Consider the following 15,086-nt stretch of genomic DNA (forward strand, 5'->3'; position numbering starts at 1 on the left):
TATGCGCGGCTGGGTGGTGATTTCGGTGCTGGCGCTGGCCGGCTGTGGCGAGCATTTGGGCTGGAATCCGAACTATCAGTTCGGCGCCTCCCGCTATGGTGAATACCGGGTCGCGCGCGAGGTTGCCCTGACCACCGATCAAAGCGCGCCGCAGACCATCCCGATCACGTTGCCGGCCAAGGCGCCGACCCCCGAGGATATCGCCGGGCAATCGCCTGTGCCGGTGCCCGCCACGATGGGCGTTGGCGCGCGACGCAGCGCGGCGGCGCCGACGCAGATCGCCCCCAAGGCGATGCTGCCGACCACATCCAGCGGACCTTATCCCGGCACGACGCCGGTTCTGGTCCGCTACGCCTTTGCGGCTGACCATGCTCCGGGAACGGCGATCTACGGTCGATCGGGCGCGTCCGCCGCTCAGGCCGCGCGCGCCTGCGCGGGGTTTGCCAGCAAGGACGATGCACAGACGGCATTCCTTGCCGCGGGCGGTCCGCGTCAGGATCCGCGCGGCATGGACCCGGACGGTGACGGCTTCGTGTGCGGCTGGGATCCTGCACCCTTCCGCCAATCGCAGCTTTGACATCGACAGGTCTCAGTCCGAATCACGGCGATCGCAGGGGTCAGCGCCCTGAGATGGTCGTGCTGCACTATACCGGCATGGCGGATGCGGCATCCGCGCGTGACCGCCTGTGTGATCCTTCGTCCGAGGTCAGCGCGCACTGGCTGATCGACGAGGACGGCACCGTCGAATCGCTGGTCCCCGAGGACAGACGCGCCTGGCATGCCGGCGCTGGAACCTGGCAGGGCCGCGACGACGTCAATTCCCGCAGCATCGGCATCGAGATCGTCAATCCCGGCGACCGGCCCTTTACGGCGGCACAGATGGACGCGCTGGTTGATCTGCTGGACGCGATCCGGTCGCGCTGGCAGATCGATGCGGATGCGGTCATCGGGCATTCGGACATGGCACCCGGTCGAAAATCCGATCCCGGCCCGCGGTTCGACTGGGAACGGCTGGCCCTTCAGGGGCATGCGACTTGGCCGGGGCCGGATGCGGCGGCACGGCCTCTGTCTGACAGCCTCGACAGGATCGGCTATCCTCGCTGCGATCCAGAAATTCGCCTTGCGGCGTTCCGCCTGCGGTTTCGGCCATGGGCGCGCGGGCCCGAGACCGCCGAAGACCGGCGCTGCGCCGCCGCGATTGTCACGGTCTGACCTTTCTTCTTTCGAAAACACCCCATGGCAAGCGGTGCATCTTGCGTGACGGGGCCACGCCCCATTGACCGCGGCTGCCGCGCGCGCCATATCGGCCTCGCGCGGAGGGCCGGATGGCCGCGGCGGTGAAAGCCGTCGAGGAAAGTCCGGACTCCATGAGGCGACGGTGCCGGGTAACGCCCGGCGGGGGCAACCCCAGGGAAAGCGCCACAGAGAACAGACCGCCGCTGTCCGCAGCGGCAAGGGTGAAACGGTGGGGTAAGAGCCCACCGGGGGGCTGGCAACAGTGCCCGCATGGCAAGCCCCACCGGGAGCAATGCCGAATAGGGACCGCGCGCGGGGGCAACCCCGCAGGGCCGCCTTGCCCCAGCAGGTCCGGGTAGGCAGCTTGATCCGGTCGGTAACGGCCGGGCCAGAGGAATGGTCATCGCCCCGGCAGAATGCCGGGGACACAGAATCCGGCTTACAGGTCCTCCGCGCGACAACTGCATGGCAGCCATGCAGACCGTGAATCGCCGATATTTTCAGCGATTCACGGTTGACTCTATAGGCCTCGCGGATAGAAGGCGGGTTCCAACGAATTCCACGGGGTCTCGCATGCTGCGACTTCCCCGAAGCAGGAGCGAAGACCATGGCGAAGCCGACGACCATCAAGATCCGGCTGAACTCGACGGCCGGCACGGGTCACTTCTATGTGACCAAGAAGAACGCACGGACGATGACCGAAAAGATGACGGTTCGCAAATACGATCCCGTCGTGCGTCAGCATGTCGAATACAAGGAAGGCAAGATCAAGTAAGATCTGCCTGTCTTGACGGATTGCAGGGCCGCGCCATCTGGCAGCGGCCTTTTCGTCGTTTTCGGGTCCGGCGCATCGCAGCCGTCTTGCGATGGCCCTGCGGGTTGCCTAGCTTGCGATCATGGAACTGACCGTCAACGGGCAACGCCACCAGATCGACGCCGAAGCCGGGATGCCGCTGCTTTGGGTGCTGCGCGATATCTTGGGGCTGACCGGCACGAAATATGGCTGCGGCATTGCCCAATGCGGGGCGTGCACGGTCCATATCGATGGCATGGCGGTCAGGTCGTGCCAGATTGCGCTGGCGGATGTTGGCGGCGAGGTCACGACCATCGAAGGTCTCGGCACGCCCGACGCACCGCACCCGGTCCAGCAGGCGTGGATAGATCATCAGGTCGCGCAATGCGGTTACTGCCAATCGGGCCAGATCATGTCCGCCGCCGCGATGCTGGCCCTGCAGGGCGAACCCGATGATCAGCAGATTGACCGCATCATGTCGGCCAATCTTTGCCGCTGTGCCACCTATCCCCGCATTCGCGCTGCGATCCACGATGCCGCGCGCCGTCTGGCGACAGGCTGATGTCGCGGGCGGGACGCATCGCGCGACGCGGCTTTCTGGTCGGATCGGTCGCGATCGCGGGCGGTGTGGCATTCGGTGCGTGGCGCTATACCCGCCCGCTGCCCGATCCGTTCGCGAAGGGCCTGCCGCCCGGCACCGAGGCGTTGAACCCTTATGTCCTGATCGACGGTTCGGGCATCACGCTCATCGCGCCACGCGCGGACAAGGGGCAGGGCGCGCGCTGGATTCAGGCAGCGCTGATCGCCGATGAACTGGATATCGACCCGGCCGGCGCGCGCATCGAGCCCGGCCCTGTCAGCAAGACCTATTACAACACCGCGCTGCTGCAGGAAAATCTGCCCGTCGATCCGACCGATACCGGCTGGCTTGCGCAGACGCTGCGGGCCGGGTCGGACGTGCCGGCACGCCTGCTGGGGCTGCAGATCACCGGCGGCTCATCATCGGTGCCGGACGGGTTCGAGAAACTGCGGCGTGCCGGGGCAGTCGCGCGCGAGACACTGAAACAGGCCGCGGCGATGCGCGAGGGTCTGTCCCGCGCCGATCTTCGCAGCGGCGACGGAAACGTCATCCTGCCCGATGGCCAGCGCATTCCCTATACCGAACTGGCCGCCGAAGCGGCGTCCATCGCGCCGGTGCAGGATGTCGTGCTGCGCGCACCCTCGCAATGGCGGATACTGGGCAAGCCCGTCCAGCGGGCCGATATCGTGGCGAAATCCACCGGCACCCAGCGATACGGCATCGATCTTGCTTTCGACGGGATGCTTTATGCATCGGTCAGAGCCGCGCCGAGGGGCGCGAGCGTCGCGAAGGTCGAGGCGGCGGCTGCCAAGGGGATGCGCGGCGTTCATTCGGTCGTCCCGATCAGGGATGGAATCGCCGTGGTCGCCGACAATACGTGGCGTGCCATGCAGGCACTGCAGGAGATCACCATCGACTGGGCGTTTTCGGATCTTCCCGGCGATCAGCAGGCGGTCTGGGACAGTCTGACAGCGGCGCTGGACGCGGCGCAGATCGACAGCCGACCCCGTGACACGGGTGACGTCGAGAACGCCTTGGCGGCGGGAGCCGTGATTGAGGCCGAGTATCGTGTTCCGTTCCTTGCCCACGCGCCCCTGGAGCCGATGAATGCCACCGTCCGCATCTCCGACAGCCAGTGCGAGATCTGGACCGGCACGCAGATCCCCGATTTCGTCGTCGCGAAGGTGGCCGCGCTGACCGGGCTTGGCGAAGACGGTATTAAGGTTCACAACCAGATGATCGGCGGCAGTTTCGGCCGGCGGCTGGAACTGGATTTCATCCTGCAAGCGGTCCAGATCGCGCAATCGGTGCCTGGCCGTCCGGTAAAGATGATCTGGTCGCGCGAGGAGGATTTCGCCCATGACCAGCCGCGCCCGGCGCAGATCGCGCGTGGCCTGGGCCGGGTCGCGAATGGGCGGATCGAGGCACTTGATCTGGCCATCGCCACGCCGTCCGTCACGACATCGTGGTTCGGTCGCGTCTGGCGCGCCCTGCCGGGACCTGACGCAACGATCACGGCAGGTGCAGGCGATCAGCCCTTGGCGATCCCGAATTATCGCGTCACCGGCTATCGTGCGAATGAGGTTTTTCCGGTCAGCAGCTGGCGCTCGGTCGGGGCATCCGGCAACGGGTTTCTGCATGGGAGCTTTCTGGACGAGCTTTTCGCGGCTGCCGAGCTTGATCCGCTGCAGGGCCTGATCGACTTGTGTAATCACGATGTGTCACGCCGTGTGCTGAACGAGTTGCGCGAAATCTCGGCGTGGACTGGCCGCGCGGCAGGGCAGGGACGCGGCAGAGGGGTCGCGTTCTGCCTGTCCTTCGGCGTGCCATGCGCCCAGGTCGTCGATGTCGCGGATACACCGAAGGGGCTGCGGATAACGCGCGCTTTCGCGGTCGCCGATATCGGAACGGTGCTTGATCCGGTGAACGCCGAGGCACAGCTGTCCGGCGGGATGCTGTTCGGTCTGGGTCACGCGATGAACTGCGAACTGACCTACCGCGATCATGTGCCCGAACAAACGAACTTTCATGCCTATCAGGCGATGCGCCTGCACCAGGCACCCGAAATCACAGTCCGTCTGCTGGAAAACGGACCCCTGCGTGGGCTGGGCGAACCCGGTGTGCCGCCTGCCGCGCCGGCCTTGGCCAATGCGATTTTCGCGGCGACCGGCCAGCGCATTCGGGAACTGCCATTGTCGCGGAAAGTTCGTTTCGCATGATCCGCGCCGCGCTTGTCATGTTATCGCTTGTCTTGCCCGCCGGGGCCGAGGTCACGACATCAGTCGTGGCACCGCCGCAGGAAGGGTCGGTCAGCCGCGAGGACGGGCTGGCCGCGTGGGATCGTGTTCATGCCGTGGTCTCGCATCCACGATGCGCGAATTGCCATGTCGGCGCGGACAATATCCCGATGTGGTCCGGCCCCGAATATCCTCAGACCGGGCCGCACGGCATGAATATCGACGCGGGTGACAGCCGGATCGGGGCCGAGACACTGCCCTGCGCCACCTGCCACGTCACCTCGTCTGCGCCGGCAAACGGGCCGAACGACGCGCCCGCCGCAATGATCGACTGGCAGTTGGCGCCGGTCGATATGATCTGGTTCGGCCAAAGCAGTGCCCAGATCTGCGCGCAGATGTCGGATCCCGCCCGCAATGGAGGTCGCGACTGGATCCAGCTGGCCGAACATCTTCGCGATGATGCTGCCCATGGTGGTTTTGTTGCGTGGGGGTTCGCGCCGGGCGGCGCGCGTCAGCCCGCGCCCGGTGATCTGCAATCCCATATTGACGACGTCCTGAAATGGGGCGCAGCGGGGCAACCATGTCCGGAATGATCACCGACCCATTCGTTGCGCTTGCGGTGCGGCCGGGTGGCGCGCTGGCCCTGCTGATCCGGGCTGAAGGCGGGTTTCCGCGTCGCCCCGGCGCCGCCATGGCGCTGTGGCCGGACGGCAGCCGCATCGGTCGTCTGGGGGCAGGGTGTATTGATGCAGACATTGCCGCCCATCTGGAGGGGGCCGATCCGGTCAAGCGGCTGATCTATGGGGTCGGCGGCCCGGTCGACCTGCCCTTGCCCTGTGGCGGCACCGTCGAGATCGCTTTGATCCGCAATCCCGACCCCGACTGGTTGAATTATGTCATGAATGACCGACGCGCCCGCGCGCCCGGTCAATGGACCATGGATCTGACCACCGGGCGTGCAGCCCGCGAGACCTCAGGCCGGCACGGGCTGCGGGGGTCGGGCTTTCATCTTACCCTTCCGCCCCCTTGTGCCGTGCATATCCACGGCAATGGCGACGAGGCCGAGGCATTGGCAGGAATGCTGCGCGGCCTTGGGCTGGACTGTCAGCTTGGCGCGCAGGCGATGCCCATCGATCAGCATACCGCCGTTGTCACCCTGTTTCACGATCATGACCGTGAACTGGCCCCCTTGAAGGCGGCACTGCAATCACCTGCGTTCTATGTTGGTGCGCTGGGATCGCGCCGCGCCCAGCTTGCCCGTCTGGCGGCATTGCGAGAGGCGGGGCTGACCGAGGCGCAACTGGTCCGGCTGCGTGGGCCGATCGGGGTCGTCGCACCCGTGCGCGAACCGAAACTGCTGGCCGCCTCGGTCCTGACCGAAATCCTTGCCGCCTATGAACAGGAATTCGGATGATCCGCGCCGGGCTGTTGCTGGCCGCCGGGGCTTCGCACCGCTTCGGTGCCGACGACAAGCTGCTGGCATCGCTGCGGGACAAACCCCTGATCGCATATGCCGCCCAGGCGATGCGAGACACGGCGCTGGACCAGCGTCTGGCCGTGATCGCCAACCCCGCCTTGGTGCCGCATCTTGAGGGGTTCAAGGTCCTGCGGATCGTGCCCGGCACGCAATCCGACAGTCTTCGCGCCGGTCTGGCGGCATTGCGGCGCCCCGATCGGCTGCTGATCGCGTTGGCCGACATGCCTTTCATCGACAGTCGTCATCTGGACCGTATCCTTGATGCGACCACGGATGACTGTCCCGCCGCAAGCCGCGACGGCGGCCGGCCGATGCCGCCCGCGTGTTTTCCGTCAAGCTGGCTTGACCGGCTGGGCAGGCTGACCGGCGATCGCGGTGCCGGACAGCTGATCCGTGACCTTCCGGCCGGTGCGCTTGTGTCGGTGCCCGGATGTCTTGTCGATATCGACACGCCCGATGATCTGGCCAATCAAGAAGGGGCAGCCTGAACAGGCTACCCCTTGCGTTGATCGGGTTGTCGGGATGCGATGATCCGCGACGAACTAGCCCAGAACCTCGGCGATCGAATCCTTCGTGACCGCCACGATCTGATCCGCCTCGGCCCTTGTCAGGCACAGCGGCGGAGCAAAGCCCAGAATGTCGCCCTGCGGCATGGCACGTGCGATGACGCCGCGCTTCAGCATCGCCGCCACGACCTTGGCGCCCTTGCCTTCGGAGGCGTCGAAGAACTGACGCTTGTCCTTGTCGGCGACCAATTCGACCGCGCACAGCATGCCTTCGCCGCGAACCTCGCCGACATTGGCGTGCCCGCCGACCTGATCGCGCATGGTCTGCCAGAAATAGTTTCCGGTCTCGCCGGCGTTCTGTACCAGACCCAGATCGTCGATCAGCTTCAGGTTTGCGATTCCCGCCGCCGCGCCGATCGGATGGGCCGAATAGGTCCAGCCATGGCCCAGGACACCGTATTCGTCCGAACCCTTGACCAGCACATCCCACATGCGCTGACCGACGATGCTGGCCGACAGCGGCGCATAGGCGCTGGTCAGGCCCTTGGCGCTGGTGATCAGGTCAGGCTTGATGCCGTAGTGATCGCTGCCGAACATGCTGCCCAGACGGCCAAAGCCGGTCACGACCTCATCCGCGATCAGCAGGATGTCATGCTTGTCCAGCACCTTCTGGATCGCCGGCCAGTAACCTGCGGGGGGCGGCACGATGCCACCGGTACCCAAGACCGGCTCGCCGATGAAGGCTGCGATGGTGTCGGCGCCCTCGGCGGCGATCAGGTCTTCCAGCTTCTGAACGCAATTGGCGACGAAATCGGACTCGGACATGTTCAGGTCCGGACGACGGTAGTAATAGGGCGCCTCGGTATGGATCACCTGGCTCAGCGGCAGGTCGAACTTCTTGTGGAACAGCTCCAGCCCGGTCAGCGATCCGGTCATCAGCCCCGATCCGTGATAGCCGCGCCAGCGGCTGATGATCTTCTTCTTTTCAGGACGGCCAAGGATGTTGTTGTAATACCAGACCAGCTTGACATTCGTTTCGTTCGCGTCCGATCCGCCAAGGCCGAAATAGACCCGCGCCATGCCTTCGGGTGCGCGGTCCATGACCATCTTGGACAGGGTGATGTTGGCTTCCGAACCGTGTCCCGCATAGGCGTGATAATAGGACAGTTCGCGCGCCTGATCGGCAATCGCTTCGGCGATTTCCTTCCGGCCATAACCCACGTTGACACAGTAGAGCCCTGCGAACCCGTCCAGCAGCCTGTTGCCGTCGCGGTCGGTGATGAAGACGCCCTCACCGCCGGTCACGATCCGCTGCGGGGCATCGCCCCGCGCGAACTGACCCAGATTGGTCGAGGGGTGGAAAAAGTTCTCGCGATCCCATTTCGCCAGTTCGTCATTCGTCAGCATATCTTTTCCTTTCATCCCCAATCGCGGCAGACATATTTGATTTCGGTAAAGGCCTCGAGGCCTTGCCGGGCGCCCTCGCGGCCGATCCCGGATTGTTTCATGCCCCCGAAGGGGATCGGCGCGCCGGTGACCTTGGTGCGGTTCACGGCCACCATGCCATATTGCAGCGCCCGCGTCGCGCGGTAGATCCGGCGCGGATCAAGGCTGTGGACATAGGCCACAAGCCCGTATTCAGTCGCATTCGCGCGGGCGAAGACCTCTTCCTCGTCGTCGAACACGCTTAGCGCGGCAACGGGGCCAAAGGTTTCCTCGGACATGATCGCAGCCTCGTCGGTGACATCGGCCAGAACGGTAGGCTTGAAGAACAGCGGCCCCTTTTCCTCGTCCACGCCGCCGCCGCACAGCAGCTTTGCGCCCTTGGACAGCGCATCCTGCACATGGGCATTCTGCTTGTCGATCTGCCGGTCATGGATCAGCGGCCCGATATCGGGATCCTGCATGCCGTTGCCCAGGGTCAGTTTTTCGACCGCTGCGGTGAACTTGGCGCAGAATTCGTCGTAGATCGGGCGATGGATGTAGAAGCGGTTCGCGCCAAGGCAATCCTGGCCCGAGGTCGCGAATTTCGCCTTGACCGCTTCGATGACGGCGCGATCGATATCGGCACCCTTGAAGACGATGAAGGGGGCATGACCGCCCAGTTCCATCACCAGTCGCTTCACGGTGTCGGCGGACTGGCGATACAGAAGGCGCCCCACCTCGGTCGAGCCGGTGAAGGACAGCGCCCGCACGCGGGCATCGCGCGTCCATTCGCCGACGATCGTCGCGGCGTCCCCGATCACCGTGTTGACGACGCCGTCGGGAAAGCCCGCGCGGCGCGCCAGTTCCGACAGCGCCAGCGCCGACAGCGGCGTTTCCGCCGAGGGGTGGATGACAACCGTGCAGCCCGCGCCAAGCGCGGCGGCGGCCTTGCGGGTGATCATCGCGCAGGGAAAGTTCCACGGCGTGACCAGTGCGGCCACCCCGACAGGCTCGCGCCACAACTCCATCTCGGCATCGGGCAGATGGCTGGTGACACCTTCGATATTCGGGCGCAGCGCCTCTTCGGCATAAAAGGTCACGAAACTGGCGGCATAGTCGATCTCGCCGCGTGCCTCGCTGATCGGCTTGCCCTGCTCGGCGACCATGATCCGGGCCAGATCTTCCTTGGCCTCAAGGATCATCGCGTGCCAACGATGCAGGATCTGGGCACGGTGTTGGGGCAGCATCGCGGACCACTGCCAGAACGCCTGCTGCGCGGCATCTACGGCATCGCGTGCGCCTGTCGCGTCGCTGATGGCAACCTGGGCCACCAGTTCGCCGGTCGCCGGGTCGCGCACCGCCAGCCGACCTTCGCCTGCGAAATCGCCACGGCCGGGCAGCAGTCCGGGATCGGTAATCTTGTCGGTCAGTTGGGAAGACAGATCGTCTAGCATCGCGCACCTCCTTGTTGCGACCTAGATGCATCCTGCCCGGCAGAGGATTTCACCAAACCACGCGCGACCGGCAGAGAAATCCGCTGGATACCCACGAATTTTCTGGAACTCTCTCTGCCCGGCAACCGCGCGAACCGGGCAAAACGAAGGGTCAGGCACCAAGAACGGCAAGGGCAGGCGGCAGGTTCTTCACAGGCTTGGTGACGATATAGCTGAAATAGCGGCGAACCCCGGCGCGGCTTTCCAGCAATCCGTCCATCAGCGTCTGGAATGCCCCGACATCGGCCGCAACGACCTGCATCAGATAGTCGTAGCCGCCGCCGATCGCCCAGCAACCGGTGATCTCGTCCATTCGTGCGACGGTGCGTTCAAAGATCTGAAAGCTCTCGGCACGGTGGCTGTCGAGTTCGACCGTCACGAAGACCAGGACATGCGGGCCCAGGCCCGAAAGGTCGATCTCGGCCCGGTAGCCGACGATCAGCCCGGCCTTTTCCAGCCGCTTCATCCGTTCCCAGCAAGGTGTCGGCGACAGGTTCACGCGGGCGGCAAGTTCGGTCTTGGAAATGCGCCCTTCGCGCGACAGCGTCGCGAGGATGGCGATGTCACGATCGTCAAGGCGCAAAGGGTTCATGATTCGCTTCTTTCCGCAGCGCCGTGAATTGTCAATCTGGACAAGCGCCTGTTGCTTGGCGAATCTGGGCGTATGTCGCATTGGCCGCTGAGACGAGAGGATATCACCCGGCCTGCCTATCGCAGTCTGGCGCAAGGAATTGCCGCCGCCATCGACGCGGGCAGCCTGCGTCCGGGCGACCGGCTGCCGCCGCATCGCGATCTGGCGTGGCGACTGGGTGTGTCCGTCCAGACCGTTAGCCGCGCATATGAGGAACTGATTCGCGCCGATCTCATCTCGGGCGAGGTGGGGCGCGGCAGCTTCGTCAAATCCGGACCCCGAGAAACACTTGAGGTGCCTTGGTTCAGGGCAGCGGTGGATGCGCGGCCCGTCGATCTGTCGATGATGACGCCCGTGCGGCTGCCGATGATCGTCCGCGCCTGGCAGGATTCGATGCGGCGTTTTGCCGAACGGCCCCCCGAACACGCGATCTGGTCGTTTCGGCCCCGTCAGGGGCTGTCCACGTATTCTGGCATCGCCGCTGCGTGGCTTGCCAGATGTGGCGTCGTGGTGCCGGCGCAGCGCATCCTGCTGACCAACGGCTGCACGCCGGCGCTGGTCATCGCGCTGATGAGCGCGGCACAGCCGGGCGACGAGATCGCGACGGAAAGTGTTACCTGCCACACCCTGAAGCCCGCGATCCGCCACCTGAATCTGCGTCTTCGCGGCATCGCCTGTGATGCGCGCGGGATGCTGCCCGATGCGCTGATCGCTGCCGCGCGAATGCCGGGTCGCAAGCTGCGTGCGGTGTTCCTTCTACCCTCGGGCGGGGGCCCCGAGGCACGCATCGTCGATCGTGAACGCCGCGAGGAACTGGCCGCAGCGGCCGCCGAATGCGGACTGATCATCATCGAAAGCGACGTGCTGGGTCCGGTCGCGCCGCGACGACCGCCGCCGGTCGCAAGCTTTGCCCCCGAGCGCAGCTTCTATTTCACCGGGCTGACGAAATGTCTGTCGCCGGGACTGCGGCTAGGTTTTCTCGCACTGCCCGAATCGTTGGCAGAGCGGGCATTGAATCGTCACCTTTCGGTCGCATGGATGGCGACGCCGATGGTCGCCGAAATCGCTGCCGACTGGATCGAAAGCGGTGTCGCGGGCCAGATTTTGATTGCCCAACGGACCGAGCTGCTGGCCCGCAACAGGCTTGCGCAGCGCATTCTGGGCAGTGCCAGTCTTGGCTTCAACCATGGCTTGCATCGCTGGATGCCGCTGCCCGAAGGAACAGACGAACAGGCTGTGCTGCATGCGGCACTGGCGCGGGGGATTGCGCTGGCCCCCGGTTCGGGCTTTGCGGTCATCGACCGGCGACCCGCGCTGCGGTTGTGTCTGGGGGGCGTCAGCCAGCGTGAATTGGAGGATGCGCTGCATATTCTGGCGACAATTCTGCCGGGTGAATCCAGCGCGTTGCGGGCCTTTGGACGGGGGGCTGTTTGACACCCTCGGGCAAAATTGTCATGATTTAATATATGAATTGACTTGCAACGCGGTTGCTCAGAACTGTGCGAGTCAGACAGGTCGGGACAACCGCCCGAATCCTGAAACCCGGAGGCCGAGGACGTGCCGCGTCACAAGGCCCCACAAGCAGGAGGTATCATGACCTACAAGACAATCACCGCCGCCAGCCTTGCCGCCCTCATTCTGGGTGCGGGTGGCGCGATGGCCGACACCTGGCGCTACGCCTTTGAAGAGGCGATGGAAGAGGTGCAGGGCAAGTTCGCCCAAAAGTTCAAGGAAGAGGTCGAGGCCAATTCCGATCACGAAATCCAGCTGTTCCCGTTCGGGACCCTTGGCGAATCCGCGGATATCATGGAACAGGCCCAGTCGGGCATCCTGCAGTTCGTGGACCAGTCGCCCGGCTTTACCGGCGCGCTGATCCCCGAGGCGCAGGTGTTCTTCGTGCCCTACCTGCTGCCCGAGGATCAGGACACGCTGGTGGAGTTCTTCCGCACCTCGAAGGCGATCAACGAGCTGTTCCCGCCGCTGTACGCGGAGCAGGGCCTGGAGTTGCTGACGATGTTCCCCGAGGGCGAGGTCATGATGACCACGACCAACGAGGTGACCAGCCCCGAAGACCTGAACGAGGTGAAGTTCCGGGTCATGACCAACCCGTTGCTGGTGGGAAGCTATCAGGCATTCGGCGCCACGCCGACGCCGCTGCCTTGGGGCGAGGTCTATGGGGCGCTGCAGACCGGCATCATTCAAGGTCAGGAAAACCCCGCCTTCTTCATCGAATCGACGAAGATGTACGAGGTGACCGACTACATCACGCGCGCGGGCCACAACAACTTCACGACCGCGGTCATGGCCAACAAGGAATTCTTTGACGGTCTGTCCGACGAGGACAAGGAAGTCGTCCAGAACGCCATCGACGCCGCGTTCGATTATATCGTCGATTATCAGGATGGGCTGACCGAAACTTCTCTGGAAAAGATCATGGAGGCCAAGCCTTCCATGACCATCACCACGCTGACCGAGGAACAGCGCGCGCCCTTCAAGGCGACTGCCGAGGAAGTCGAGGCCGAGTATCTGGAGATCGGTGGGGATCAGGCGCAGGAGATCCTGGACCAGATGAAGGCCGACCTCGAAGCCGCAGCGGGCGGTTCCGAAGGGTAAGCCAAGCCGGACCCTGATTGGGTCAGCGATCGTGCCTGGTCACGGCCGCCTGACGATGTGACGCGATGGGGTCCGGCCGCCAGACGGTCGGTCGGATCCCGACAGCAGCCCTTTATCGCCCAGCACAAGGGACAGCGGCTATGACTCTTGACGACAAGCATGCCCCGAAACCTGATCCGGACGTGATCGCGGCGGCCGAAACAGCCGCCGTGGACGAAGACGACATCGACGATTCCAAATATGTTTCCGGTCTTCCGGGGCTGTTGGGGGTAATCGATGTCGGGATCGCCCGGATCGAGGCCGTCCTGTTGGCGATTGGCGTTCTGCTGATGGCGCTGAATACCATGGCCAATGTCGTCGGACGCTATGTCTTCGGCGAAAGCCTGTTCTTTTCCGAAGAACTGAATCGCGCCCTGATCATCCTGATCACCTTCGCCGGCATTTCCTACGCGGCACGCCATGGCCGGCATATCCGCATGTCGGCTTTTTTCGACGCGATGCCGTTCAGGATGCGCAAGATGATGATGATCGTCATCGCCGTCGTGACATCGGCTGCAATGTTTCTGCTGACTTGGTATTCTGTTGATTATCTGCTCTCCCAGGCGTCGCGCGGGCGGTTGTTGCCGGCGCTGCAGATCCCGCAATGGTGGATCATCGTCTGGGCGCCGCTTGGGTTTTTCCTGACCGGGCTGCAATACGGGCTGACCGCCATCAAGAACCTGATCGACAAGGATATCTGGCTGTCGACCAGTACTCTTGAAGGCTATGACGACAGCGCGGAAGAGGAGGTCTGAGCCATGATGACGTGGATGATTTTCGGCACCATGATCGTCCTTCTGATGTTGGGATTTCCGATGATGATCCCGCTGATCGCGGGGTCGCTGATCGGGTTCGTGGGTCTGTTCGGCGGCTTCGGCCAACTGGATACGATGGTGCAGCAGATCCTTGGCGGCATCCGTCCCGCCAGCCTGATCGCCGTGCCGATGTTCATTTTCGCCGCCGACATCATGACGCGCGGGCAGTCCGCGACGCGACTGATCGATCTGGTCATGTCGTTCGTCGGTCATTTTAAGGGCGGGCTTGCGATTGCAACGGCCGGGGCTTGCACCATGTTTGGTGCGGTGTCCGGTTCCACGCAGGCGACGGTTGTCGCGGTCGGCGGTCCATTGCGGCCTCGCATGCTGAAGGCCGGATACAACGACAGCTTCATCCTTGCGCTGATCGTGAACTCGTCCGACATCGCCTTCCTGATCCCGCCGTCGATCGGCATGATCATCTATGGCGTGGTGTCAGGCACCTCGATTTCCGAACTGTTCATCGCGGGGATCGGGCCGGGGCTTCTGATCCTGGTGATGTTCTCGATCTACAGTTACTTCTACGCCTTGCGGAACAATGTTCCCACGCTGCCCAAATCGACCTGGGCCGAGCGCAGGCAGGCGGTCTTGCGGGCGCTGTGGCCGCTGGGTTTCCCGGCGATCATCATCGGCGGCATCTATGGCGGGATCTTCTCGCCGACCGAGGCGGCAGCGGCCTGTGTGCTGTATGCGCTGTTCCTCGAGATGGTCATCTTCCGCGAAATGGGGCTGAAGCAGCTTTATTCTACCGCGAAATCGACGGGCCTGATCACCGCCGTGGTGTTCATCCTGGTCGGTGCGGGTGCCGCCTTCAGCTATGTGATCAGCTTCGCGCAGATCCCGCAGCATATCCTGGGCAGCATCGGCATCGACGAGATGGGCCAGTATGGCGTCCTGTTCACCATCTCGATCGCGTTCTTCGTCGGCTGCATGTTCGTGGACCCGATCGTCGTGATCCTGATCTTTGTTCCGATCTTTGCGCCGGTGGTGCAATCGGTCGGTCTGGACCCGGTTCTGGTCGGCACCATCATTACCCTGCAGGTTGCCATTGGCAGCGCGACGCCACCGTTCGGCTGTGACATTTTCACTGCCATCGCGGTCTTCAAGCGGCCCTATGTCGAAGTGGTCAAGGGCACACCGCCCTTCATCATCATGCTTCTGACAACGGCGGTGCTGCTGATCTTCTTCCCGCAGATCGCGCTGTTCCTGCGTGACCTTGCCTTCAACAAGTAAGAGGCCGT

General features: G+C 64.0%; 15 protein-coding genes and 1 other RNA gene. 13 read left to right on the forward strand and 3 right to left on the reverse strand.

Going from position 1 to position 15,086, the window contains the following annotated elements; all coding sequences use genetic code 11:
- Window position 1: 1 nt before the first annotated feature.
- The 9 genes from MU516_RS10610 (at window position 2) to MU516_RS10650 (ending at window position 6,811) form a co-directional block, all read left to right on the forward strand.
- Complete coding sequence (locus MU516_RS10610; RefSeq protein WP_260277193.1) at window positions 2–577, forward strand: hypothetical protein; 576 nt, start codon at window positions 2–4, stop codon at window positions 575–577.
- Window positions 574–1,212: an N-acetylmuramoyl-L-alanine amidase gene (locus tag MU516_RS10615; protein ID WP_345780856.1), complete on the forward strand. Its 639-nt coding sequence runs from the start codon at window positions 574–576 to the stop codon at window positions 1,210–1,212. Before MU516_RS10610 ends, MU516_RS10615 begins: the two co-directional genes overlap by 4 nt.
- 101 nt (window positions 1,213–1,313) lie before the next feature.
- Window positions 1,314–1,694: RNase P RNA component class A (gene rnpB / locus MU516_RS10620), an RNA gene on the forward strand.
- A gap of 149 nt (window positions 1,695–1,843) precedes the next feature.
- On the forward strand, window positions 1,844–2,011 hold the full coding sequence (gene rpmG / locus MU516_RS10625) for a 50S ribosomal protein L33 (protein ID WP_022707377.1): 168 nt from the start codon (window positions 1,844–1,846) through the stop codon (window positions 2,009–2,011).
- A 121-nt stretch (window positions 2,012–2,132) separates the two neighbouring features.
- Window positions 2,133–2,591, forward strand: a complete 459-nt coding sequence (locus tag MU516_RS10630) for a (2Fe-2S)-binding protein (RefSeq protein ID WP_260277195.1) — start codon at window positions 2,133–2,135, stop codon at window positions 2,589–2,591.
- Window positions 2,591–4,828 carry a xanthine dehydrogenase family protein molybdopterin-binding subunit gene (locus tag MU516_RS10635; protein ID WP_260277196.1) on the forward strand — a complete coding sequence of 746 codons (2,238 nt, stop codon included), beginning with the start codon at window positions 2,591–2,593 and terminating at the stop codon, window positions 4,826–4,828. The genes MU516_RS10630 and MU516_RS10635 overlap by 1 nt, the downstream gene beginning before the upstream one ends.
- Complete coding sequence (locus MU516_RS10640; RefSeq protein WP_260277197.1) at window positions 4,825–5,439, forward strand: hypothetical protein; 615 nt, start codon at window positions 4,825–4,827, stop codon at window positions 5,437–5,439. Before MU516_RS10635 ends, MU516_RS10640 begins: the two co-directional genes overlap by 4 nt.
- Window positions 5,427–6,260, forward strand: coding sequence for an XdhC family protein (locus tag MU516_RS10645; protein ID WP_260277198.1), 834 nt, complete (start codon window positions 5,427–5,429; stop codon window positions 6,258–6,260). The genes MU516_RS10640 and MU516_RS10645 overlap by 13 nt, the downstream gene beginning before the upstream one ends.
- On the forward strand, window positions 6,257–6,811 hold the full coding sequence (locus tag MU516_RS10650) for a nucleotidyltransferase family protein (RefSeq protein WP_260277199.1): 555 nt from the start codon (window positions 6,257–6,259) through the stop codon (window positions 6,809–6,811). The genes MU516_RS10645 and MU516_RS10650 overlap by 4 nt, the downstream gene beginning before the upstream one ends.
- Before the next feature lie 54 nt (window positions 6,812–6,865).
- Here MU516_RS10650 and MU516_RS10655 read toward each other — a convergent pair whose 3' ends face one another.
- From MU516_RS10655 to MU516_RS10665, 3 genes are all read right to left on the reverse strand, one after another.
- Window positions 6,866–8,236 (reverse strand): aspartate aminotransferase family protein, encoded by a 1,371-nt coding sequence (locus MU516_RS10655; protein ID WP_260277200.1) that lies wholly within the window; start codon window positions 8,234–8,236, stop codon window positions 6,866–6,868.
- Window positions 8,237–8,247: 11 nt separating this feature from the next.
- Complete coding sequence (locus MU516_RS10660; RefSeq protein WP_260277201.1) at window positions 8,248–9,708, reverse strand: NAD-dependent succinate-semialdehyde dehydrogenase; 1,461 nt, start codon at window positions 9,706–9,708, stop codon at window positions 8,248–8,250.
- 151 nt (window positions 9,709–9,859) lie between these two features.
- Window positions 9,860–10,339: an Lrp/AsnC family transcriptional regulator gene (locus MU516_RS10665; protein ID WP_260277202.1), complete on the reverse strand. Its 480-nt coding sequence runs from the start codon at window positions 10,337–10,339 to the stop codon at window positions 9,860–9,862.
- 72 nt (window positions 10,340–10,411) lie between these two features.
- Here MU516_RS10665 and ehuR point away from each other — a divergent pair, with 72 nt between their 5' ends.
- The 4 genes from ehuR to MU516_RS10685 all read left to right on the forward strand — a co-directional run bounded on the left by ehuR (window position 10,412) and on the right by MU516_RS10685 (window position 15,078).
- Window positions 10,412–11,812 (forward strand): MocR-like ectoine utilization transcription factor EhuR, encoded by a 1,401-nt coding sequence (gene ehuR / locus MU516_RS10670; RefSeq protein ID WP_260277203.1) that lies wholly within the window; start codon window positions 10,412–10,414, stop codon window positions 11,810–11,812.
- A gap of 159 nt (window positions 11,813–11,971) precedes the next feature.
- Window positions 11,972–12,991 (forward strand): TRAP transporter substrate-binding protein, encoded by a 1,020-nt coding sequence (locus MU516_RS10675; RefSeq protein ID WP_260277204.1) that lies wholly within the window; start codon window positions 11,972–11,974, stop codon window positions 12,989–12,991.
- Between the two features lie 140 nt (window positions 12,992–13,131).
- A complete protein-coding gene (locus MU516_RS10680; protein ID WP_260277205.1) occupies window positions 13,132–13,785 on the forward strand; it encodes a TRAP transporter small permease in 654 nt (217 codons plus the stop codon).
- Window positions 13,786–13,791: 6 nt separating this feature from the next.
- Complete coding sequence (locus MU516_RS10685) at window positions 13,792–15,078, forward strand: TRAP transporter large permease (protein ID WP_260277317.1); 1,287 nt, start codon at window positions 13,792–13,794, stop codon at window positions 15,076–15,078.
- Window positions 15,079–15,086 lie beyond the last annotated feature (8 nt).

Source organism: Paracoccus maritimus (genome assembly GCF_025195095.1).
Lineage (GTDB): Bacteria > Pseudomonadota > Alphaproteobacteria > Rhodobacterales > Rhodobacteraceae > Paracoccus > Paracoccus maritimus.

Bases quoted from the DNA above. Each gene is read 5' to 3' on its own strand.
- ehuR (WP_260277203.1), top strand. From the start codon at position 10,412: ATGTCGCATTGGCCGCTGAGACGAGAGGATATCACCCGGCCTGCCTAT.
- MU516_RS10650 (WP_260277199.1), top strand. From the start codon at position 6,257: ATGATCCGCGCCGGGCTGTTGCTGGCCGCCGGGGCTTCGCACCGCTTC.
- MU516_RS10610 (WP_260277193.1), top strand. From the start codon at position 2: ATGCGCGGCTGGGTGGTGATTTCGGTGCTGGCGCTGGCCGGCTGTGGC.
- MU516_RS10660 (WP_260277201.1), bottom strand. From the start codon at position 9,708: ATGCTAGACGATCTGTCTTCCCAACTGACCGACAAGATTACCGATCCC.
- MU516_RS10665 (WP_260277202.1), bottom strand. From the start codon at position 10,339: ATGAACCCTTTGCGCCTTGACGATCGTGACATCGCCATCCTCGCGACG.
- rpmG (WP_022707377.1), top strand. From the start codon at position 1,844: ATGGCGAAGCCGACGACCATCAAGATCCGGCTGAACTCGACGGCCGGC.
- MU516_RS10680 (WP_260277205.1), top strand. From the start codon at position 13,132: ATGACTCTTGACGACAAGCATGCCCCGAAACCTGATCCGGACGTGATC.
- MU516_RS10645 (WP_260277198.1), top strand. From the start codon at position 5,427: ATGTCCGGAATGATCACCGACCCATTCGTTGCGCTTGCGGTGCGGCCG.
- MU516_RS10675 (WP_260277204.1), top strand. From the start codon at position 11,972: ATGACCTACAAGACAATCACCGCCGCCAGCCTTGCCGCCCTCATTCTG.
- MU516_RS10640 (WP_260277197.1), top strand. From the start codon at position 4,825: ATGATCCGCGCCGCGCTTGTCATGTTATCGCTTGTCTTGCCCGCCGGG.
- MU516_RS10635 (WP_260277196.1), top strand. From the start codon at position 2,591: ATGTCGCGGGCGGGACGCATCGCGCGACGCGGCTTTCTGGTCGGATCG.
- MU516_RS10630 (WP_260277195.1), top strand. From the start codon at position 2,133: ATGGAACTGACCGTCAACGGGCAACGCCACCAGATCGACGCCGAAGCC.
- MU516_RS10655 (WP_260277200.1), bottom strand. From the start codon at position 8,236: ATGCTGACGAATGACGAACTGGCGAAATGGGATCGCGAGAACTTTTTC.
- MU516_RS10685 (WP_260277317.1), top strand. From the start codon at position 13,792: ATGACGTGGATGATTTTCGGCACCATGATCGTCCTTCTGATGTTGGGA.